The 23456-nt window shown below is 66.9% G+C and carries 10 protein-coding genes; 9 read left to right on the forward strand and 1 reads right to left on the reverse strand.

All coding sequences use genetic code 11. The features are described from left to right. Positions 1–446 precede the first annotated feature (446 nt). From AB1A62_RS08375 to AB1A62_RS08390, 4 genes are all read left to right on the forward strand, one after another. Entirely contained in the window at positions 447–2249 is a 1803-nt protein-coding gene (locus tag AB1A62_RS08375) for an autotransporter assembly complex family protein (RefSeq protein ID WP_366661057.1), read from the forward strand. Beyond that, entirely contained in the window at positions 2246–5875 is a 3630-nt protein-coding gene (locus AB1A62_RS08380) for a translocation/assembly module TamB domain-containing protein (RefSeq protein ID WP_366661058.1), read from the forward strand. The genes AB1A62_RS08375 and AB1A62_RS08380 overlap by 4 nt, the downstream gene beginning before the upstream one ends. An 80-nt stretch (positions 5876–5955) precedes the next feature. Beyond that, entirely contained in the window at positions 5956–7044 is a 1089-nt protein-coding gene (locus AB1A62_RS08385; RefSeq protein ID WP_366661059.1) for a glycosyltransferase family 2 protein, read from the forward strand. Then, a complete protein-coding gene (locus AB1A62_RS08390) occupies positions 7041–7991 on the forward strand; it encodes a glycosyltransferase family A protein (protein WP_366661060.1) in 951 nt (316 codons plus the stop codon). Before AB1A62_RS08385 ends, AB1A62_RS08390 begins: the two co-directional genes overlap by 4 nt. A gap of 7 nt (positions 7992–7998) precedes the next feature. Here AB1A62_RS08390 and AB1A62_RS08395 read toward each other — a convergent pair whose 3' ends face one another. Continuing rightward, positions 7999–8751 (reverse strand): WecB/TagA/CpsF family glycosyltransferase, encoded by a 753-nt coding sequence (locus tag AB1A62_RS08395; protein ID WP_366661061.1) that lies wholly within the window; start codon positions 8749–8751, stop codon positions 7999–8001. 192 nt (positions 8752–8943) lie between these two features. Between AB1A62_RS08395 and AB1A62_RS08400 the strand changes: the two genes are divergently transcribed. From AB1A62_RS08400 to AB1A62_RS08420, 5 genes are all read left to right on the forward strand, one after another. Continuing rightward, positions 8944–10407, forward strand: a complete 1464-nt coding sequence (locus AB1A62_RS08400) for a hypothetical protein (RefSeq protein ID WP_366661062.1) — start codon at positions 8944–8946, stop codon at positions 10405–10407. A 262-nt stretch (positions 10408–10669) separates the two neighbouring features. Then, a complete protein-coding gene (locus AB1A62_RS08405) occupies positions 10670–17119 on the forward strand; it encodes a beta-ketoacyl synthase N-terminal-like domain-containing protein (protein ID WP_366661063.1) in 6450 nt (2149 codons plus the stop codon). Between the two features lie 5 nt (positions 17120–17124). Further along, complete coding sequence (locus AB1A62_RS08410; RefSeq protein WP_366661064.1) at positions 17125–18141, forward strand: glycosyltransferase family 2 protein; 1017 nt, start codon at positions 17125–17127, stop codon at positions 18139–18141. Continuing rightward, positions 18138–22718, forward strand: coding sequence for a MupA/Atu3671 family FMN-dependent luciferase-like monooxygenase (locus tag AB1A62_RS08415; protein WP_366661065.1), 4581 nt, complete (start codon positions 18138–18140; stop codon positions 22716–22718). Before AB1A62_RS08410 ends, AB1A62_RS08415 begins: the two co-directional genes overlap by 4 nt. Next, complete coding sequence (locus AB1A62_RS08420) at positions 22715–23404, forward strand: 4'-phosphopantetheinyl transferase superfamily protein (RefSeq protein ID WP_366661066.1); 690 nt, start codon at positions 22715–22717, stop codon at positions 23402–23404. The genes AB1A62_RS08415 and AB1A62_RS08420 overlap by 4 nt, the downstream gene beginning before the upstream one ends. Positions 23405–23456 lie beyond the last annotated feature (52 nt).

A 23456-nucleotide genomic window follows, 5' to 3' on the forward strand; every position in this document is an offset into this window, starting at 1 on the left:
TCAACCGGTCCAAAACCGCTCTCCCGGATCCTCGATACCTGCACCCCGGCCCATCCCGGGTGAAATGATACCACGCAACTTTATCAAACTGACAATTATATGGACAGTAAAATCATGCGTGGTATCATTCCAGTCAGGCTGGCTGCTTTGTGAGTGGTGGCTGCGCCTGACGTTGCTCTTGTTCTTTGTTAAACAGTAACAGCTCCGGCGGGTTTGCCCGCTGGAGCTGAATTAATCTAGCACATATCCCCTTCAGCTTTCCAATGCTCATTGCCTGCGGGCCGGCAGGGCGGGCTCGTGCGCGGCAATCCGCCGCTGCGCCAGACCGGCGGATTGCCGCCGCTTTGCCGGTTCCATCCTGCAATTTCCCCGTGCTAGGCTCGTCCCCAAGCGCCTGCGCCCTGCCGGGTTCAGGCGGATTTTTTACGCCCGCTGCCGGAGCAGACATGCATTTTCCCTTCCGCCCCCGCCACTTGGCGTGCGCCCTTGCTTTCAGCCTCATTCCCCTGCTGCCGCCTGCCGGCCTGGCGGCGGACACGACGCTGGCAGCGCCTGGTGCTGACGCCGGGCTGGCGGACCGGCTGCGCGGCGCCTCGGCCTCAATTGCGGCCAGCGGCGAGACCAACGTGCAGGAACTGCTGGCGGCGGCGCTGTCGGATTACCGGACGCTGGTGCAGGTGCTTTATGATGCAGGGCATTTCTCGCCGGTGGTGAATATCCGTCTGGACGGGCGCGAGGCGGCTCTGATCCAGCCTCTGAACCCGCCGAAAAGCGTCCAGAAAGTCGAGATTACCGTAAAACCCGGCCCGCAGTTTGCCTTTGGCAGGGCTGAACTGGCGCCATTCCCGCAGAACAGCGATGTCGAGATTCCCGAAGGGTTTGCCCCCGGCAAACCGGCCGGCACCGGCGTGATCCGTGATGCCGCCATTGCGGGCGTCCGCGCCTGGCGCCGCAGCGGCCATGCCAAAGCCGAGGTGGCGGACCAGAACATCACCGCCAACCACCTGCAAGCGCGGCTGGACGCTGAGCTGCGCCTGGCGCCGGGGCCGAGGCTGCGGTTCGGGCAGATGCGGATCACCGGCGACAGCAATGTGCGCGAGGAGGCCATCCGCCGCATCGCGGGCTTCCCGGCCGGGGAGGAGTTCCACCCCGACCTGATCGCCAAATCCGCCACCCGGCTGCGCCGCACCGGCACGTTCTCCAGCGTGGTCCTGCGCGAGGCGGAGCAGCCGAACCCGGACGGCACCCTGGATTTCGTGGCGCAGGTGGAGGACCTGCCGCCGCGCCGCCTGACCTTCGGTGCCGAGGTCAGCTCTTCCGACGGGCTGGAGCTGTCGGGCAGCTGGATGCACCGCAACCTGTTCGGCAACGCCGAGAAACTGCGGATCGAAGCGCGCATCAGCGGCATCGGCAGCAGCAACGACATCGACGGGCGCGTCGCGGTGCGGCTGGACCGGCCCGCAAAGCTGGGGCCTGACGATATGATCTTTTACCTGGCCGAGGCCGAGCGGCTGGACGAAGAGCATTACGCTGCCACCCGCATGTTTGGCGCCATCGGCGCGCGGCGGACGTTTTCGGATACATTCTTTGCCGAGGCGGCCCTGGGCGTGTCCTCGATCCTGGCTGAGGACGTGTTCGGCAAACGCCGTTTCAAATACGTGGCAGGCCGCATCCGCGCCGAGTATGACGCCCGCGACAGCCGCGTGAACCCCACCACCGGATACTTTCTGCAAGGCGCCGCCACGCCGTTCATCGGCTTTGACGGCAGCAAGTCCGGCCTGCAGATGAAGGGGGACGCGCGCGCCTATTACGGGCTGGGCGCGGAGGACCGGATTGTGCTGGCGGGCCGTGTGCAGCTGGGTTCTGTGGTGGGGCCGTCTCTCAGCGAAATCTCCCCCACCCTCTTGTTCTTCTCAGGCGGCGCGGGCACCGTGCGCGGGCACGAGTATCAGTCGCTGGGGGTGCCGGCGGGCGGCGGCACCGCGGGCGGTCGCAGCTTTGCGGCGCTGTCCGCCGAGGTAAGGGGCAAGGTCACCGACAAGATTTCCCTGGTGGGCTTTTACGACCTCGGCTTTGTCGATGCGGACAGCTTTGTTTCCGGCTCCTCCGCGCGCCATTCGGGCGCCGGCCTCGGCCTGCGCTATGATGTGGCGGGCATCGGCCCGATCCGGCTCGACCTTGCCTATCCGGTGGACGGCGGCAGCGAGGACGGGCTGCAATTCTATATCGGGATAGGACAGGCGTTTTGAAACAGGTTCTTGGCTATACGCTCGCTCTGGGCCTGACGGTCCTGCCGGCCGCAGCGCAGGAGACCACCGAGGAAGACGCCGGCGGGCTGCTTGTTGATTTCCTGGAGGACACCCTGTCCGGCGACAGCCGCTATATCAGCGTTTCCGGCCTGGAGGGCGCGTTCTCCTCTGAGGCCAAGATCAAGAAGATCACCGTGGCTGACGAGGAAGGCATCTGGCTGACCGTCGAGGGCGCGGTGCTGGACTGGAACCGGCTGGAGCTGCTGCGCGGGCGGTTCTCGGTCAATGAGCTGTCGGCGGAGCGCATTTCAGTGGAACGCGCACCCGAACCGCTGCCGCCGGACCCGGAGCTGCCGGAGGCCGAGACCACGCCATTTGCGCTGCCCGAACTGCCGGTGGCGATCGAGCTGGGCCAGATCAAGGCCGCCCGGATCGAGCTCGGCGAGGGGCTCACGGGCACCGCGGCCAGCCTGCGGGTCGACGGCGCGCTGAAGCTGGCGGACGGCGCGCTGGACACCAGGCTGGAGGCAGCGCGGCTGGACAAGCCCGGCGACCATCTGCGGCTGGAAGCCCGCTATGCCAATGAAACACAGCAGATCACCCTGGACCTGTCGCTGGATGAGGCCCCGGGCGGGCTGATTTCGCGCGGGCTGGACCTGCCGGGCAACCCCGACCTGCAGCTGACCGCCAAGGGCAGCGGCCCGGTCACGGATTTCGCCGCCGACATCACCTTCAGCACCAATGGCACCGAACGCCTTGGCGGCCAGGTGGTGCTGGCGGCCCGCCCCCTGCCCCAGGATGCCGCCCCCGAGACACCGCGCGACATTGCGTTCTCCGCCGACCTGAGCGGCAATGTTGATGTGCTGCTGCCGCCGGTGCACCGCCCGTTCTTTGGCCCCGGCCTGCGCCTGAACGTGAAGGGGCTGCGCGAAGGCAGCGGCGCGATGACGCTGGACACGCTGGTCTTGCGCACCAATGCGCTGCGGATCACTGGCGCCGCGGCGCTGGATGCGGGCGGCAAGCTGGCCACCGCCAACCTGAAAACCGCAATCACCCCGCCAGCAGGCCAGGCAGCGGTCACCCTGCCCGTCGGCGGCGGCCAGACCACGCTGGCCAAGGCCGACCTGCAGCTGCAAAAAACCCTCGAAGGCCGATGGGTTCTGGACGGGGTTTTGAACCAACTGAGCCATCCTGGCGCGCTGGTGGACACCGCTGAGATCACGGGCCGCGGCACGTTGGACCAGAGCAGCGGCTTTGCGCTGGAAGGCCGGCTGACGGCCGGCCTCAGCGGTTTCCAGCCCCGCGACCCGGCGCTGGCCAAGGCCACCGGCAACGAGATCCGCTTTGAAGGCACACTCAGCACCGATGGGCCGGGCGCGCTGCACATCACGGACATGGAGCTGCGCGGCAGCGACTACCGGGCCGCGGGCGATGTGGCCTTTGACGGGCTGGAAGAGGGTCTGAAGGTCAGCGGCGATCTGACGGCTGAGGCAGAGGATCTGGGCCGCTTTTCCGGTCTGGCGGGGCGTCCGCTGGGCGGTGGCTTGCAGGCAGCAGTCAAAGGGTCCTTCACCCCGCTGACCGGCGGGTTCGACACTGATCTGTCGCTGCAGGCGCAGGACCTGTCGGCGGGCATTGCCAAGGCGGATGAGCTGCTGGCAGGCACCACCGCGCTGAACCTGACGGCCGCACGGGATGAAAACGGCATTGCCATTGACCAATTCAACCTGACCGGCAGCGCGCTGGAGGCCACGGCCAAGGGCACGCTGAACAACCAGGCCGGGCAGCTGGATATCACCGCCCGTCTGAACCGGCTGGAAATGCTGGTGCCGCAGGCGCCCGGCACGCTGGAGCTGGCCACCACCCTCAGCCGGACAGGCGACACGTTCAGCGGCGTGGCAGAGCTGAAGGGGCCGCACACTTCAAGCGCCAAGCTGGACGGGTCGGTGACGCTTGAAGGGGACGCCGATTTCACCTTTGCCGCGGCCTGGAACGAGCTGGAACGCTTTGTGCCGCAGCTGGCCGGCAGGCTGAGCGCCGAGGGCACCGCAGAGCGGCGCAGCGGCGAATGGCAGGCAACCGTCCAGGCAGAAGGGCCTGGTGGAATCGCGGTGGAGACCGAGGCCCGTTTCACGGAAAGCAACGGCAGCACCGATCTGAAGTTCGACGCGGTGATGGCAGAGCTGCAGAGGCTGGTGCCTGACCTGCCCGGCCGCCTGACCGCCGCGGGCACCGCAACCCGGCGCGACGGCACCTGGACGGTGGACAGCACCGCCAGCGGCCCGGCTGGTATCGACAGCCGCATCGAGGGCAGCTGGAACGAGGCGAACGGCACCGCCGATGTGACCGCCAGGGGTACCCTGCGTCTGGAGGGGCTCAATCCGTTCATTTCGCCCAACCTCATGCAGGGGGCGGCGAATTTCGACATGGCCCTGCGCGGCGTTCCAGCGCCGGACGGGGTCAGCGGCACCATCTCCGTGCCAAGTGCCTCCCTTGCCATCCCGGCGGCGGCGCAGCGGGTGGATGATATCAACGCGATAATCTCCATCGCCAGCTCCAGCGCGCAGGTGCAGCTATCGGCCCGCCCGCGCGACGGCGGCGCGGTGCGGATCAGCGGCCCGGTGGGGCTGCTGCCGCCGTTCAACGGCGACCTGCAGATCGCCATCGGCGACGTGGTGGTGACCGACCACCTGTCCTATGAAACCCTGCTGAACGGCAGCCTGGCGATGTCCGGCGCGATGGCGGGCAGCAACCGGATTGCAGGCCAGGTCAATGTGGGCGAGACCAATATCAACCTCAACACGGCGGGCGGTTCGGTCTCCTCAGCGCCGATTCCGCCGATCCGCCATGCCGGCGCCCCGCGCGAGGTGCGCCAAACGCTCGCCCGCGCCGGGCTGACCGGCAATGGCAGCGGCGGCGCAGGCGGCTCCGGCAGGACCGACCTCGATATCGTGATAAGCGCACCGTCGCGGATCTTTGCCCGCGGCCGCGGCCTGCGGTCCGAACTCGGCGGCCAGATCCATCTGCGCGGCACCACCGCGCGGCCCTCGCCCTCCGGCCAGATCAGCCTGATCCGCGGCACCTTTGACATCCTCGGGCGGCGGCTGGAGCTCGACGAAGGCCGGATCACCCTCTTGGGCGACCTGAAACCCTATCTGGAGTTCAAGTCCACCGCCGCCACCGAACAGGGCACCGCGACGCTGGAAATCTCCGGCCGGGTCGACGCGCCGGAGATCAAGGTGACCTCCGACCCGCCGCGCCCCAGCGAAGAGGCGCTGGCGCTCTTGCTGTTCGGCGACAATATCGGGGATATCTCGCCGCTGGCGCTGGCGCGGCTGGCCGGCTCGGCGCTGACCCTAAGCGGCCGCGGCGGCGGCGCCCAAAGCAAGCTGCGCCAGGCCACCGGTGCGGATGATGTGGATATCGGCGCCGACAACCTGGGCACCGGGCAGCTGGGGCTGGGCGGCTATGTGGCGGAAAACGTCTATACCGATTTCAATGTCAACACCCAAGGCGACAGCGAGCTGAGCATCAACCTGGACATCACTAAAAGCCTGACGGTTCAGGGCACGGTGGACAGCGAGGGAGAGACCGGCGTCGGCCTGTTTTTCAAGCGGGACTACTGACGGCACAGCGGCAGGTGTCTTCCGGCGCCATTTGCCATTGTTAATGACGCTGAGCGGCCGGCACTTGCAGACGATGCCGGATGCCTGCAAGCTGGCCGCAGATTTCCGGGCAGGCGCAGAACGGAGGCGCAGTGGGCAGATCATTCACCCAAAGGCTGGCGAACCGCGCCAGCCGCATGGCGCATCACGCCAGGTTCCGCGCCTCGCTTGGCCATCTGCACGGGCCGGCCCGCTGCTTCGCCGCGCCCGATCAGGTGGTGCTGATCGCCCTGGTGCGCGACGGCGCCTATTACCTGGATGTGTTTTTCGAGCACTACCGGCGGCTTGGCGTCTCTGCCTTCGTGTTCTTCGACAACGGCTCTGCCGACGGCACAATCGAACGGATCCGGCAGGAGCCGGACACCACGCTGCTGCACTCCCCCCTGCCCTGGCTGGACTATGAAAACACCTTCCGCGCCTATGCGGCAGACCGTTACGGCCGGGACCGCTGGTGCCTGTTTGCCGACATGGATGAGCTGTTCGAGTTCGAGGGCAGCGAAACGGCAGGGCTTGCCGGGCTGACCCGTTTTCTGGCGCAGCAGGGATACACCGCCCTGCAGGCAGAAATGCTGGAGATGTTTCCCAAAGGCCCGCTGGCCGGCGCCCGCGGGCTTTCCTACGCAGAAGCGGTGCAGAGCTTCCGCTTCTCGGACATCAGCGCGGTGCGGGCTGTCGAATACACGTCTGAGGACACCGGGTTTGCTTATTATCTGCGCCAGAACTCGCTGCCGCCCGGCGGCGCGCAGATGCAGTTCGGCGGGGTGCGCGGCAAGGTCTTTGGCGAAAACTGCTGCCTCAGCAAGCACCCCCTGGTGTTCAACGGCCCCGGCGTGCAGGCTGCAGTGCATCCGCATGCCTCAGCCGGGGTGCGGGTTGCGGATTTCGAAGGGCTGATCCGCCACTACAAATTTGCCGGCGACAGCCTGGCCCGGGATCTGCAGATCCAGGCCGAAACGGTCTCCCAGCACGGCGAGGACCGCCAGCGCAGCAATGCGATGCAGGCGCAGCCGAAGCTCAGCCTGTGGTCAGCGGACGCGGCCGAGGACGCCGGGATTGCGGAGCTGCAGCGCCAGGGCTTCCTGCGCGGATCGCCCCGATACCGGGCCTACCTTGCCGGGACGGCCGCATGAGCGCCGCCGCCATCGCCGCCGTGGTCATTGGACGCAACGAAGGGGAGCGGCTGATCCGCTGCCTGCGATCCTTGCAAGGCCAGGTGCAGCAGCTGGTCTATGTCGACAGCGGCTCTACGGACGGATCGGCAGCTGCCGCGCGGGATTTGGGCGCCGCAGTAGTGGACCTGGACCTGAGCCAGCCGTTCACCGCCGCCCGCGCCCGCAACGCCGGGCTGGCAGCGCTGGAGCCCGGGATCGGGTTTGTGCAATTCGTGGATGGCGACTGCGAGGTGGTCCCGGGCTGGATCGCCACCGCCGCGGATTTCCTGCAGGCGCACCCCAAGGCCGCGGTGGCCTGCGGCCGGCGGCGGGAGCGGTTCCCGGAGGCCACCGTCTATAACCGGCTGTGCGACGCGGAGTGGGACACACCGGCCGGCGAGGCCAAGGCCTGCGGCGGCGATGCGCTGATGCGGGTGGCAGCGGTTTATACCGCGGGCGGCTACCGCGACGGGCTGATCGCCGGGGAGGAGCCGGAATTGTGCCTGCGCCTGCGCCGGGCCGGCTGGCAGGTCTGGCGGCTGGAGGCGGAGATGACCCTGCATGACGCGCAGATGCTGCGTTTCGGCCAATGGTGGAACCGAAGCCGCCGCGCAGGCCATGCTTTTGCCGAAGGTGCGGCGCTGCACGGCGCCGGGGCAGAGCGCCACTGGGTTGCGGAGACCCGCCGCGCGCTGCTGTGGGGCGCGGCTTTGCCAGCCGTCATCCTGATGGGTGGGCTGCTCAGCCCCTCTCTGTTGCTGGCGGCGCTGATCTACCCGGCCCAGGTTCTGCGCCTGTCCCGCCGGATGGGGTTTGAACACGCGCTGTTCACGGTGCTGGGAAAATTCGCCGAAGCCGCCGGAGCGCTGGAGTTTTACTGGCGCCGCTGGCGCGGCAGCGCCCGCGGCATACTGGAGTACAAATAGCCCGCCGTCAGCGCGCCCGGATGCGCCAGGCCGTGCGGATCTGCCCGGGCAAAACAGCCAGGCATTTGGCGTAACGCGGCAGCAGCCGCTTGGGGCTGGACAGCGCCCGCCACAGCCACTCCATCGCAATGGCACGGACCCACGCCGGCGCGCGTTTCTGGTGGCCGCCGAGAAAATCCAGCCCGGCTCCGACCGAGGCAAAGCCGGCCGCGGGCGCCAGCTTGCGGCCGCGCTGCGCGAACCGCTCCTGCTTGGGCGCGCCCAGCGCCAGGAAACACAGGCAGGGACCGGTTTCATCCAGCCGGTGGAGGATCTGATCCGCCTCGCCGCCGTCGGGATCAAAGCTGCCGGAGGGGGCATGGGTCCAGGCGATCTCCAGCCCCGGCACCGCCGCCGTCAGAGCGGCTTCGGCATCCTGCAGCGCCGCTTCCGTGCTGCCCGCCAGCACCACCGGCACCTTGGCCTCTGCCGCCAGGCGGCACAGCGGCAGCACCATGTCGGAGCCCGGCATCAGCTCCACCGGGTGCCGCGCAATCCGCGACAGCCAGACGATGGGGCGGCCATCCGCCACCACCAGATCCTGTGCCTGGTAGGCGGAAAGGAACGCTGCCGACGCCTCCATCTTGACCAGGTGATCCAGGTTCACCGTGGCCAGCGCAAAGCCCTGCCCCGCCTTGAACCGGGCACGGATCTCGGCCTCCAGCTGGGTGCGCGAGGGCATGTTCACCGCAACCCTGCGGCCGTGAAATTCAAAAAACATGGCACTCCCCGGTTGCGTTCCGCTCCCTGATACCGCCGCCGCCCTGGCCAGGCCAGCCCGCCGGGCACGGGAAGGCGGCCGGCGTGGCAAAGCTGCACACTGTTAACCTGTTGTTGCAAATCCGCGCGACAGCGCTGCCCGCAACAGGTAAAGTTTGACGCAAATACCGAGGAACTGAGGGAGCACGGGGCTTTGCCCAACGCGTTGGCCTATCTGATGCTGCTGGCCTGGCCGCTGGCCAGCCTGATCCTGTTCCGGCGCCTGCCGCTGGAGCGGGCAATTCTGTGGTGCATCATCGCGGGCTACCTGCTGCTGCCGCCGCTGGCCGAGTTTGACCTGCCGCTGGTGCCGGACATGGACAAGTTCGCGATCCCCTCGGTGATGGCCTTTGTGCTGTGCGTCTTGCTGCTGCGCAGGCCGGTGCCGCTGCTGCCGCGGCACCCTGCGGTTCGGGTGCTGGTGCTGTTGTTTGTGTTCGGGGTAGTGCCCACCGTGCTGACCAACGGCGAGCCGATTCTGTTCCGAAAAATCGCCAATTCCGACCCGATCATCTTTCTGACCGATCAGCTGCCCGGCCTGCGCTGGCGCGACCTTGGCTCCGTGATCATCAACCAGGTGATCGTGCTGATCCCTTTTCTGCTGGCCCGCCGGTATCTCTCCACCCCCGAAGCCCAGCGCGAGCTGCTGCTGGCGCTGATGATCGGCGGGCTGGTCTATACCATCCCGTCGCTGATCGAGATCCGCTTCAGCCCGCAGATCAATGTCTGGGTCTACGGCTTCTTCCAGCATGACTTCAGCCAGATGATGCGCCAGGGCGGTTTCCGTCCCATCGTGTTCCTGCCTCATGCGCTGTGGCTGGCCTTCTTCATGATGTCGGCGCTGCTGGCGGCCACCGCACTGGCCCGTACCGCCGCGGGCGGGGACCGGGTCCGGCTGGCGCTGGCGGCGGGATACCTGTTTGCGGTGCTGGTGCTGTGCAAGAGCCTGGCTTCGCTCGCCTATGCGCTGGCCTTTGTGCCGGTGGTTGCGCTGGCGCCGCTGCGCTGGCAGCTGCGCGTGGCCCTGCTGCTGGCGCTGATCGCGGTGGTCTATCCGATGCTGCGCAACGCCGGGCTGGTGCCGACAGAGGAGCTGGTGGCCCAAGCCGGGACGATCAGCGCCGAGCGGGCGCATTCGCTGAACTACCGTTTTGAGAACGAGGCCCAGATGCTGGCCCGCGCCGCCGAGAAACCCTGGTTCGGCTGGGGCGGCTGGGGCCGCAACCTGGTCCGGCATGAGGAAACCGGGCAGATCCTGTCGATCCCGGACGGGCGCTGGATCATCGTCTTCGGCACCTTCGGCTGGCTCGGCTATATCGCCGAGATGGGTCTGCTGGCGGCACCGCTGGTGCTGCTGGCCTATGCTGCAGGCCGCGCACCCGCCGGCAGTGTGTCGCCTTATGCCGCCCCGGTTGCGCTGATCCTGGCCGCCACCATGGTCGACATGCTGCTGAACGCCACTCTGATCCCGATAACCTGGATGTGCGCTGGTTCGGTTCTGGGCTACGCCGAGCGGCTGCTCTACCCCGACTTGTTCCGCGCAAAACCTGCACTATTCGGCGGTGCGCAGGCGCTGATGCCTGACACCGCCGGGCCAAACGGGCGCAGCATCCTGTGATGCCGCAATGTTTCCGCTTTTTCCGGCCGAAATTGACACAATGCGTCCACAGGACAGCCGCATGAATTGACGAAAGTAAATTTGAGTTCACCCGGCCCCGCGGAACAGATGGGGATCCATGCCGACAGGCCGGGCCGACCGCCGGGCAGAACCCCGGTATCAGACAATCAACCCGTCCGGCGGGCCCTGCCACCTTCGCGAAGCGGACTGGCTGCGGTGTGCCGGGCTGTTTGCGAAGGGCCAGCGGGGTCAGGTATTGACGATGCAGAATGGGACATCCGCAGCAAGAGGCGCTGCCGGGATTAATGCAGGCGATATTGCCATTGTGGGGATGTCGGTCACTGTGCCGGGCGCCGGGTCAGCCGAAGCGTTCTGGCAGAACCTGCGCGGCGGCATCGAATCCATCGAGGTTCTGGACCGGGAGACGCTCCTGGCAAATGGCGAGCGTACCTCTGTCCTGGCGGACCCGAATTATGTGCCTGCATCCGCCCCGTTGCAGGGATTCGACGAATTCGACGCGGAGTTTTTCGGCTTCAGCCCGAAAGAGGCCGCCATCCTCGACCCGCAGCACCGCAAGTTTCTGGAGGTCGCCTGGAGCGCAATGGAAAATGCGGGCCATCCGCCGGAAAGCATCGATGGCCCGATCGGAGTCTATGCGGGCTGCGGCATGGGCAGCTATTTCTACTTCAACATCTGCTCCAACCCCGCACTGGTCGATGACGTGGGCATGTTCCTGTTGCGTCATACCGGCAACGACAAAGACTTTCTGTCGACCCGCGTCAGCCATGTGTTCGACCTGAAGGGGCCGTCGGTCAACGTGCAGACCGCCTGCTCCACCTCGCTGGTGGCGGTGCATTACGCCTGCAAGGCCCTGCGCGAGGGCGACTGCGACATGGCGCTGGCGGGCGGCGTCACCATCGAGCTGCCGCAGGGGCGCGGGTATCTTTACAAGGAAAACGAGATCCTCAGCCCCGACGGCCATTGCCATGCCTTCGATCACCGGGCGCAAGGAACGGTCTTCGGCTCCGGTGCCGGGGCGGTGGCGCTCAGGCGGCTGGAGGATGCGATTGCCGACGGCGACCACATCTGGGCGGTCATCAAGGGCTCCGCCATCAACAACGACGGCGCCGACAAGGCGGGCTATCTCGCTCCTTCCGTCGGCGGCCAGTCGGCAGCGGTGCAAAAGGCGCTGGAGGCTGCTGGCACCCCGGCGGACACCATCGGCTATGTCGAATGCCACGGCACCGGCACCTATCTGGGCGACCCCATCGAAGTCTCTGCCCTGACCGATGCCTACCGGGCGACCACGCAGGACTCCGGCTATTGCCGCATCGGCTCGGTCAAAACCAACATCGGCCATCTGGACACCGCGGCGGGCGTTGCCAGCCTCACCAAGACCGCGCTTGCACTGCACCACAAGGAACTCCCACCCTCGCTGGGCTATGAAGCGCCGAACCCGGCCATTGATTTCGAGAACTCGCCATTCCGCGTGAACGCTGAGCTTACCCCGTGGACACCACACAAGGGGCCGCGGCGCGCCGGTATCAACTCGCTCGGCGTCGGCGGCACCAATGCGCATGTTATTTTGGAAGAAGCCCCGGAACGCGCCGCGTCAGAGGAAAGCGATTTCCCGTTCCAGATCCTCTGTGTTTCCGGCCAGACCAAGGCAGCCCTGGACGCCAACACTCAGGCGCTGGCGGACTATCTGACGGCCAACCCCGAGGCCGATCTGGCCGATGTGGCCTTTACCCTCAGGGAAGGCCGCCGCGGCTTTGCCAAGCGGCGGGTGCTGGTGGCGGAGACCGCCGCCGAAGCCCTTGCTCTTTTGCAGGAGAACGATCCGCGCAAGGTCTTCACCCATGACCGGCTGGGCGACGCGCCGGAGGTGGTCTTCATGTTCCCCGGCGGCGGCGCGCAATACGCGGGCATGGCGCGCGACCTTTATGAAACCGAACCGGTCTTTGCGGAGTGGATGGACCGCGGGCTGGATCACCTTCAAGAGAGCCTCGACTACGACATCCGCGCGATCTGGCTGCCGGAAGACGGCGCGGAGGACGCCGCCAATGCCAAGCTGCAGCAGCCCTCGGTGCAGCTGCCGCTGATCATGATCGTGGAATACGCGCTGGCGCAGCTGTGGATCAGCTGGGGCGTGAAGCCCGCCGCGCTGGTCGGCCATTCCATGGGCGAAAACACCGCCGCCTGCCTGGCTGGCGTGATGACCTTTGAGGACTGCATCGATCTGGTCCTCTTGCGCGGGCGGCTGTTCGACACGGTTCCTGCGGGCGGGATGCTGTCGATTGCCCTGCCGCTGGCCGAGGTCGAGGCGATCATCGGAGATGATCTGGACATTGCTAGCGTCAACGCCCCCGCGCTCACCGCCGTCTCCGGCCCGCAAGAGGCACTGGACCGCCTGTCCGCCGAACTGGCGTCCCGCGAGGTCGAACACCAGCGCATCCCCATCGACATTGCCGCCCACTCCCGGATGCTGGACGGCATCCTGAAGGAGTACGGCGAATTCCTCCGCTCCCTGACCCTGTCAGCGCCCAAGCTGCCGGTGATCTCCAACCGCACCGGCGCAGCCCTGACGGCGGAGCAGGCCACCGATGCCGATTACTGGGTCGGCCAGCTGCGCAACACCGTGCATTACGCCGCCTGCATCGAGACCCTCGCCAAGACCCCGGGCCGCGTGTTCCTGGAGGTCGGCCCAGGCAAGGCGCTGAGCGCACTGGCGCAGATGTCGCCAGCGGTGAAGCAGGGCCAGGTGCTCAGCTCGCTGCGGCACCCGGATCAGGAGGTGATGGATGACAGTTACTTCTTTGGTGTCATCGGCCGGCTCTGGGCCTGCGGGGTGGAGGCCGACTGGGAACAGATCTGGGGCGAGGCGCGCCGCAACCGCCTGCCGCTGCCCGGCTACGCCTTTCAGCGCAGCCGCTATTTCATCGAGCCCGGCAAACCTGCTGCCGCGGAAGAGGCCGAGACCCCGGCCCGCCATGACGATCTGAGCAAATGGGGCTACCGCCCGGCCTGGCGCCCGCGGTTGGCGGATTGCGCGCTGGATGTGGCGCAAGAGCTGGAGCAGGAGCCGCACAGCTGGCTGATCTTCGAGGACGAGGCAGGCCACGCGGCCCTCACTGCCGAAAGGCTGGAGGCTGCGGGCCACAGCGTTGTGCGTGTCCGCGCAGGCGACACCTATGCGCAGCTTTCATCCACTTCCTATGTCCTGCCGCCAGAACAGGGCCGCGCCGCCTATGGCGCGCTGCTGGCGGATCTGGCAGAGGCCGGGCTGCTGCCGGACCGCATCGCGCATTTCTGGCTGGTGACGGAACAGGAGAGCTTCCGCCCCGGCTCCTCCTTCTTTGACCGCAACCTTGAGATGGGGTTCCATTCCCTGACCGCACTGGCGCAGGAACTGGGCAATGCAGATCTGCCCGGTCCGGCGCATCTGACGGTCTTCACCACCGGCGCCGCGCAGGTCCGCGGCGAGGCGCTGCCCTACCCGGAAAAAGCTATGATCGCAGGACCCCTGGGGGTGATCCCGCGCGAGTTGCCGGGGCTGACTTCCGCCGCGGTGGACATCGAACTGCCGCAGGCGCCGCAGGGCCTGTTTGCCCGCCGCAATCCGGAGCAGGCCGGTATCACCGCGCGCCTGCTGGAAGAGCTGATGGCAGAGCCCGCCAATACCTCCGCCGCCTGGCGAGGGGACAAGCGGTTCGAGCTCAGCTGGCGCCCGCAGCCGCTGCCCGAACCGGAGACCCCGCCCTTCAAACAGGGCGGCCATTACCTCATCACCGGCGGCTATGGCGGCATCGGCCTGACCATCGCGGGTCACCTGATGCGCAATTATGACGCCAAGGTCTCGCTGATCTCCCGCGATGGCCTGCCGCCGCGCGGCGCCTGGGAGCGTTATCTGGCCAGCCATAGCCCGGCGAACCGCATCGCCCAGCGCATCCGCGCGGTGATGACGCTGGAAGCGGATGGCAAGGGCGCGGTGCTGCCGCTGGCCGCCGATGTCTGCAACAGCGGCGACTTGCGCAAGGCGCGGGACCAGGCCGAGGCAGCCTTTGGCCCCGTCACCGGGGTGACCCACGGGGCCGGCGTCATCAATGACGGCCCGCTGCTGGCCAAGGACGAGGACCAGATCGCCCAGGTGCTGGCGCCCAAGGTCAGCGGGTTGCGGGCGCTGGACGCCGTGTTCCCGGACGGCAGTCTGGAGCTGATGGTTCTGTTCTCCTCCTCCTCGACCGTGACCCGGCCTGCGGGCCAGGTGGATTACATCGCCGCCAATGAATACCTCAACGCCTGGGCCAAGCACCGAGCAGGCGGAAAAACCCGGGTCATCGCCGTGGACTGGGGCGTCTGGGCCGACACAGGCATGGCCGCCGACGCCATGGCGGACCGCAACGCAAATGCAAGTGCCAGCGCGCCGGAGCCTTGCCCGCATCCGCTGCTGCAGCAGCAGGCATTCGACGCCGCGGGCAATCGTATCTTCACCCCCCGGTTCAGCACCGCAGACTGGCTGCTGGATGAGCACCGCACCAAGGATGGCACTGCTCTGGTGCCCGGCACCGGCTATGTCGAGATGGCCGCCGAAGCGCTGGCCGCGATTGGCGTGCAGGACCCATTCGAGATCCGCGATCTCTACTTCCTGCGCCCTCTGATTGCGGACGCATCCTGCCCGCGCGAGGCCCTGGTAAAGTTAGAAGCTAATGAAAATGGTTATGAACTGTTTGTTTACTCGAAGTTTACAAATGGTTACCGTCTGAACTGTCAGGCTATGCTGGCCTTTGCGGCGGCGGCAGAACGCCCCGCCGCACTCAACCTCCAAACGATTTTCACCCGATGCCCGGAGGAGCAGGCGCCAGAAGACGGGCGCCTGCATTCGCCGCAAGAGGCGTATCTTAACTTCGGCCCGCGCTGGCAGGTGCTGGACCGCGCCGCGCTGGGGGATGGCGAGGGGATAGCGTCACTGTCGCTGCCAGAAGCAGCGGCGCAGGACGGCTGCCTGCTGCACCCCGGCCTTCTGGACCTGGCCACCGGCTGGGCAATGAAGCTGATCCCCGGATACGAGGGCAAGGCGCTTTGGGTACCGGTGTCCTATGGGACTATCCGGGTCTTTGCGCCGCTGACCAAACGCATCTTCAGCCATATGCGCCTGTCCGGCACCCCGGACAGCGCTTCCGCGGCATTCGACGTCACCCTGGCGGATCCGGATGGCACCGTGCTGGTGGAGATCGAGGGCTTCCGGATGCAACGCCTCGCAGGCGGGTTCAACTCTGACGGGGAGCCGGGCGACGCGGACGCCACAGCAGCCCAGCTGGGACTGGAGCCTGCCGCCGGGCCGCAGCCGCTGTCGCGGGAGGAACGCCGCCTGCAGCTGAACATTTCGAACGGCATCAAGGCCAGCGAGGGCGGCGAGGCGCTGGTCCGCGCCGTCGCCTCTGGCCTGCCGCAGGTGGTGGTCTCATCCCTCGACCTGCCCGCGCTGAGCGCCCAGGCGGACCAAAGCACACCAGCCAAGGCAGAGGCCCAGACATTTGACCGCCCGCAGCTCGATACCGATTACGTGGCGCCGCGCAACCCGGTGGAGGAGCAGCTGGCCGCGCTGTTTGCCTCCCTCCTTGGTGTCAGCCAGGTGGGGATCGAGGACAGCTTCTTTGACCTCGGCGGCCATTCCCTGATCGCAGTCCGGCTGTTTGCCCAGGTGAAACGCGCCTTTGAGGTGGAATTCCCGATGTCGGTGCTGTTCGAGGCCCCCAGTGTCGCCGCCCTGGCAGAACGGATCATCGAACGCACCGGCGGCGGTATCGCCGCAGAGCCCGGAGCCCCCCCGCAAGCCGCAGAAGCAAAGCCGCAATTCACCCATCTGGTGCAGCTGCACCCCGGCGACGGCACCGGGCGGCGGCCCTTCTTCCTGGTCGCGGGCATGTTCGGCAATGTGCTGAACTTGCGGCATCTGGCGTTGCTGGTTGGCAAGGACCGCCCGGTCTACGGGCTGCAGGCCAAGGGGCTGGTGGGCAGCGATAGCCCGCACGACCGGATCGAAGACGCCGCCCGCAGCTGCCTGAACGAAATCCGCCAGGTCCAGCCCGACGGCCCCTACCTGCTCGGCGGCTTCTCCGGCGGCGGCATCACCGCCTATGAGATGGCACAGCAGCTGAAGGAGCAGGGCCAGGACACCGCCGCGCTGATCCTGCTGGACACGCCCTTGCCGGTGCGCCCGGCCCTGAAGCGCCAGGACAAGGCGCTGATCAAGCTGGCAGAGCTGCGCAGCAAAGGTGCAGGCTACCTGGGCGAATGGGCCAGGAACCGCATCGCGTGGGAATTCGAAAAGCGCCGTGCCAAGCCCGCGGAAAACGGCGCCTTGCCGGAATTCAACAACCGCAAGATCGAACTGGCCTTCCGTGCCGCTGTCGAAGCTTATGCCCTCAAATCCTGGCACGGCCCGCTGACTCTTTTCCGCCCCCCGCTGGACCGTAAATGGCAAGTCTCGGGGGGCAATTGGGTAAGCAGCGAACGCGAGTATGTGTTCCACGACAACGACTGGACCCGCTGTGCGCCCTCTGTGGAAGTGGCCGAGGTGCCGGGCGACCATGACAGCATGGTGCTGGTGCCGAATGTCAGCGTGCTGGCTGCAGGCGTCAAGGCAAGGCTCGATGCCGCAGACCGTGCCGCAGCCTCCGGCCCATCACGCATAATCCGGGCGGCGGAGTGACCGGCATGGCCCAGCAGCGCATCCTCATCATCCTGTTGAATTTCCGCACCCCGGAGATGACCCTGCAGTCCGCCGAAGCCGCCCTGCGCGAGCTGGAGGACCTGCCGGGCGAGCTGCTGATCATCGACAACGGCTCCGGCGACGGCTCCTTTGACCAGATCCATGCCGCGGCCCAGGCCCGCGGCTGGCTGGACAGCAGCCGGGTGCGGGTGATCGCCTCGCCGGTAAACGGCGGCTTTGGCGCCGGCATGAACATCGGCCTCAGCACCGGTCTGGCAGACGGCAGCGCGCCGGAGTTCTACTATCTCCTGAACTCCGACGCCTTTGTGCAGGGCAGCACCATCCGCACCCTGCGCGACTTCCTGCTGGAACATCCCGGTGCCGGGCTGGCGGGTTCCTATGTGCGCGGCACAGACGGGGCGCCGCACCGCACCGCCTTCCGCTTCCCTTCTGTCGCAGGCGAGTTCGAGGCCAGCGTGCGCACCGGGATCTTCACCCGGCTGCTGAAACCCTGGGTCGTCGCCATGGAGATGCCGCGGGCGGAGGTGCAGGTCGACTGGACTGCCGGTGCCAGCCTGATGATCCGCCGCGAAGCGGTCGAGGCCGTTGGCGGGTTTGACGAGACCTTCTTTCTCTATTTCGAGGAAACCGACCTCTGCCGCCGCGCCGCCCGCGCCGGGTGGCGCACCCATTACGTGCCCGCCAGCGAAGTGGCGCATATCGGCTCCGCCTCCACCGGCATGAAGGGCTGGCAGCGCACACCCGGGTACTGGTTCGACTCGCGTCTGCATTATTTCGTGAAGAACCACGGCCGCGCCTATGCCGCAGCTGCCACGCTGGCCCGCATCGGCGGCAGCCTGATCTATGGCCTGCGCCGACTGATTCAGAACAAGCCGCAGGCTGATCCGCCGCATTTCCTGCGCGATCTCTGTCTGCACAGCCTGCGCGCGCTGATCGCGCCGCGCCGCACAACATCTTCGGAAACGCGCCTCCCTTCTCCGCTTGCAAAGGAGCAGAAATGACCGCATTCACCTGTGCCCTGATTGGCAATGAATCCCTTCTGATCGGCTGCGCCGATGCGCTGCTGGCCCGCGGCCACCAGATCCGGGCGGTGGTGTCCCAAGACGCGGACATCCGCGCTTGGGCTGCGGACAAGGGGCTGGAATTGCTGGATAAACCCGCAGACCTGACCGGCGGGTTCGACTGGCTTCTGTCGATTGCCAACCTGACCGTGATCCCGGATGCGGTGCTGGCGCAGGCCACCAAGGGTGCGGTCAACTTCCACGACGGGCCGCTGCCGGCCTACGCGGGTCTCAACACCCCGAACTGGGCGCTGATCAACGGCGAGGCGCAGCACGGTATCACCTGGCACCTGATCGAAGGCGGCGTCGACGAGGGCGATATCCTGGCCCAGCGGATGTTCGATGTGGCGGCGGATGAGACCGCCTTCAGTCTCAACTCCAAATGCTACGCCGCGGCGATGGACAGCTTTGGCGAGGTCATCACCCAACTGGAAACCGGGGAACTGAACCGGCAAAAGCAGGACCTGAGCCAGCGCCGCCTGTTCAGGAAATCCGACCGCCCGGAGGCGGGCGGAATGCTCGACTTCGCCCGTCCGGCAGAGGAGCTGGCCCGGCTGGTGCGGGCGCTTGATACCGGCGGTTACTGGAACCCGCTGTGCGCTGCCAAGCTGCGCATCGGCGAAGCGGTTGTGCTGGCCGGTGCTGCAGAAGTTGCGGAGGGCCGCGGCGCACCGGGCACCGTGATCGAGAGCAGTAAGACCAGCGTAAAAATTGCAACCGGCAGCGGTGCCCTGACCCTCTCTGGTCTGACCACTCCTGCAGGCCAGCCGTTGGACATGTCCAAGCTGGTCAAACCGGGAGACAAGGTTCCCTCCCCGACCGCAGCAGAGGCCAAGGCACTCACCGCCCGCTTCGCTGCGGTCCAGGGCGGTGAAAGCCACTGGCGCCAGCGGCTTGCGGCGATGCAGCCGGTGCAGGTGCCGCTGGCCTCGGATACCGGCAGCAGCGGCTTTAGCCGCCGGGACATCACCCTGCCCGGCGGTCTCAACCAAGAGCAGGCCGCCGCAGCCGCCCTTGCCTTTGCCCTGCTCAGCAGCGGCACGGAGGCCGGCGATGTGGCGCTGGCGGTGGAGGGGATGGAGGGCCTGCCCGGCCTGGTCTCCGCCTGGGTGCCGTTGCAGGCGCGTCGGCAGGACCGCGTTGCAGACCTCGTTGAACGCAGCGCGCAAGAGATTGCCAAGGCACGCAAAACCGGCGGCTTTGCCGAAGACATTGTGGCCCGCGCGCCGGAGATTTCGGCGCAGGCTATGCCCGGTTTCGGTCTTATGCTGGGGTGCGATGCGGCGGTTGAGGGCTGCGCTGCCACAGTCTCCCTGACCGATGGCGCCATGGCGCTGCACTGCGATGCAGCCGCCCTGACAGACGAAACCGCAGACCTGCTGGCCGCACGCTTGGAACTGGTTCTGAACGCCATTGCAGAGGACAGCAGCCGCAACGTGGCAGAGCTGCCAATCCTGCCCGAGGCCGAGCGCAAGCTGCTGCTGGAGGACTGGAACCAGACCGCATCGGACTATCCCGCAGACCTGACCATCCACGCGGCTTTTGAGGCGCAGGCCGCCCGGACCCCGGAGGCCACCGCGCTGGTGTTTGAGGACCAGAGCTTCACCTACGCTGAAGTCAACGCCCGCGCCAATTCAGTAGCCAGCCGCCTGCGTGAAATGAACGTAAAACCGGGAAGCCATGTTGGCATCCACATCCGCCGCGCACCGGAGCTTGTGTTTGCGGCATTGGGAGTGATGAAGGCCGGCGGCGCCTATGTGCCGCTGGATCCCGTCTACCCGGCCGACCGCATCGCGCATTACATCAGCGACAGCCGGGCGCAGGTGATCGTGACCCAATCCGCGCTGGCCAGCAGCCTGCCTGTCTCAGACGCGCAGGTGCTGGACATTGAAACAGTCCCTGCGAGGACAACTGAGGAAGACATCTCCGGCGGCGCCACCGGCAGCGATCTGGCCTATCTGATCTACACTTCCGGCTCCACCGGCCTGCCCAAGGGGGTGATGGTCACCCACGCCAATGTCGCGAACTTCTTTGCCGGCATGGACGCCCGCATCCCGCATCAGCCCGGCGACGCCTGGCTGGCGGTCACCAGCCTCAGCTTTGACATCTCGGTGCTGGAGCTGTTCTGGACTCTGTCGCGCGGGTTCAAACTCGTGCTGTCGAGCGATGAAAGCCGGCTGGAGCTGTCCAAGGGGCCGGTCGCGCTCAGCGGCCGGAAGATGGATTTCAACCTGTTCTATTGGGGCAATGACGACGGGCCGGGGCCGCAGAAATACAATCTGCTGCTGGAGGGCGCCAAGTTCGCTGATAGCCATGGCTTCAATGCGGTCTGGACACCGGAACGCCATTTCCACGCCTTCGGCGGCCCCTACCCGAACCCGTCAGTCACCGGAGCCGCCGTTGCCGCGGTGACGCAGAACATCGGCGTGCGCTCCGGCTCCTGCGTGGCGCCCTTGCATCACCCGGCGCGGATTGCCGAGGAATGGGCGGTTATCGACAACCTGACCGCGGGGCGCGCAGGCATCGGCTTTGCCTCCGGCTGGCAGCCGGATGACTTTATCCTGCGGCCCGAGAACACGCCGCCTGCGAACAAGCCTGCGACGTTCGAGACCATCGAAACCGTGCGCAAGCTGTGGCGCGGCGAGGAAGTCGCCTTCCCCCGCAAGGATGGCGGCGAGCACGCCGTCGTCACCCAGCCGCGTCCGGTCTCCAAAGAGCTGCCGGTCTGGGTCACCACCGCGGGCAACCCGGAAACCTGGCGCGAGGCCGGGGCGATTGGGGCAAATGTTCTGACACACCTGCTGGGCCAGAGCATTGATGAGGTCGCGGGCAAGATCCGCATCTACCACGACGCTCTGCGCGACGCCGGCCATGACCCCGCGGATTTCAAGGTCACGCTGATGTTGCACACCTATCTGGCTGGCACCCGCGGCGAAGCCCGCCGGGTGGCGCGGGAGCCGATGAAGGACTACCTGCGCTCCGCTGCCGGGCTGATCAAGCAATACGCCTGGGCCTTCCCCGCCTTCAAGAAACCCGAAGGGGTGAAGAACCCGTTCGAGATGGACCTGGGGAGGCTGTCGGAGGAGGAACTGGAGGCAATCCTCGACTTCGCCTTCGAGCGCTACTTCGAGGACTCGGGGCTGTTCGGCACCATCCAGGATGCCTGCCAGCGGGTGGAGCAGCTGAAGCGCATCGGCGTGGATGAGATCGCCTGCCTGATCGACTACGGCATCGCGCCGGAGGTGGTGCTGGAAGGGCTGAAACCTTTGGCCGAGGTGCTGCGCCTGTCGAACGCACCGCAGGAGCTGGCGGCAGATGACTTCTCGCTCGCGGCGCAGATCGTGCGGCATGGGGTCAGCCACATCCAATGCACGCCCTCGATGGCGCGGATGATTGCCGCGGATGCAGACGCCAGCGCCTGCCTGGGCCAGCTGCAGCACCTGCTGGTGGGCGGCGAGGCGCTGCCCGGCGATCTGGTGCAGGCTTTGCAGGAAGCGACGCAGGCAGAAATCCACAACATGTACGGCCCGACCGAGACGACGATCTGGTCGACGGTGGAGAAAGTTTCCGCCGCCGCCGCCGCCGCCGCCGCCGCCGGGACATCGGGGATCGGGACGCCGATTGCCAATACGCAGGTTTACGTGCTGGACGAAAGACAAATACCTGTTCCAGCCGGGGCACCGGGCGAGCTGTACATCGGCGGCGCGGGTGTCACCGAGGGGTATTGGCAGCGGGAGGAACTGACCTCTGAACGGTTCGTCAACGCTCCGTTCGCTGCGGGTCGTCTTTACCGCACCGGTGATCTGGTGCGCTGGACGGCGGGTGGCACGCTGATGTTCCTGGGCCGCACCGACCATCAGGTGAAGATACGCGGCCAGCGGATTGAACTGGGCGAAATCGAGGCCGCACTGGCGGCGCAGCCGGGTGTTACCGGGGCGGTTGTGGTGCCGCGCGGCGCGGCCGGCAGCGAGCAGCTGTTTGGATACATCACCGCCTCTGGGCCGGTGCAGGAGGACGCGCTGAAACAGGCGCTGGCAGCCCGTCTCGCAGAGGTGATGGTGCCCTCGCGCATCATCACGCTGGAGGCTTTCCCGCTGACGCCGAACAAGAAAATCGACCGCAAAGCGCTGCCCGATCCGCAGCCCGCGCGGGTTGAGACCGCCGCGGCGGTGGCGCTGGAAGCAGGCGCGCAGGCCAGGATCGCCACAGTCTGGAGCCGTATCCTGGGCGTCAGCGGCATCGGCGCGCAAGACAACTTCTTTGCCTTGGGCGGCCATTCGCTGCTGGCGGTGCAGGCGCACCGGGAACTGCGCGAAGAACTGGGCACATCCACCCTGTCAATCACCGACATCTTCCGCTTCCCGACGCTGGCGGGGCTGGCCGTGCACATCGAGGGGCTTGCAGGCACCCCGGCAAATACGGAAGAAAAGCCTCAGGATACCGCACCCCCGGACCGCAGCGACATGATGTCGAAACGCCGGGCGATGCGGGCAAACCGCAGGGCAAGGACCGGATGACGGACACCAACAGCAAACTGGCAGAGCGGCTGACCCTGGTCCGGCCGCTTTTTGCCGCCGATGTGGCGCTGGCCGGGGCAGATCCGTTGGGCGCGCCGCCTGCGCCGCTGGCGGAGGAAGCCGCTGGGCTGTCGCCCAACGCGGTGGAAAAACGCCGCAACGAGTTTGCTGCGGGCCGCGACGCCGTGCATCAGGCGATGCGGCAGCTCGGTGTGCCCCCTGCCCCGGTGCAGGTCGGCATCGACCGGGCGCCAGTCTGGCCCGCGGGACTGGTCGGCTCGATCACCCATACCAAGAGCTGCGCGATGGCGGTTCTGGCGCGAGCAGGCGAGGTGCAGGCCTTGGGCATCGATGTCGAGGAAGACACGCCGCTGAAGGACGAACTGCTGCCGGCGATCTGTTCCGACCGGGAGCAGGCTTGGCTGAAACGGCAGGACAATCCCGGGCAGATGGCTAAGGTGGTCTTTTCTGCCAAGGAAGCGGCCTACAAGGCCCAGTACACGCTGAGCCGGGCGTTTTACGGGTTTGACGGGATGGAGCTGGAGTTTGATCTGGCGACGGGAGCTTATCAGGCGTTTTTCACCGCCGACCGGCCGCCGTTTTCGCGCGGTGAGGCGGTTGGCGGGCGGTTTACCGTTGGCGCGGGCCTCATCATCACCACGGCGGAAATCCGGGGGTGCGGATGATGGGGCGGCGCGGGTTTCTGGCCCTAGGCGCTGCCGCCGCAACGCTGGGTCT

This window comes from Leisingera sp. JC11, from assembly GCF_040704725.1.
In the GTDB taxonomy this organism is placed as follows: domain Bacteria; phylum Pseudomonadota; class Alphaproteobacteria; order Rhodobacterales; family Rhodobacteraceae; genus Leisingera.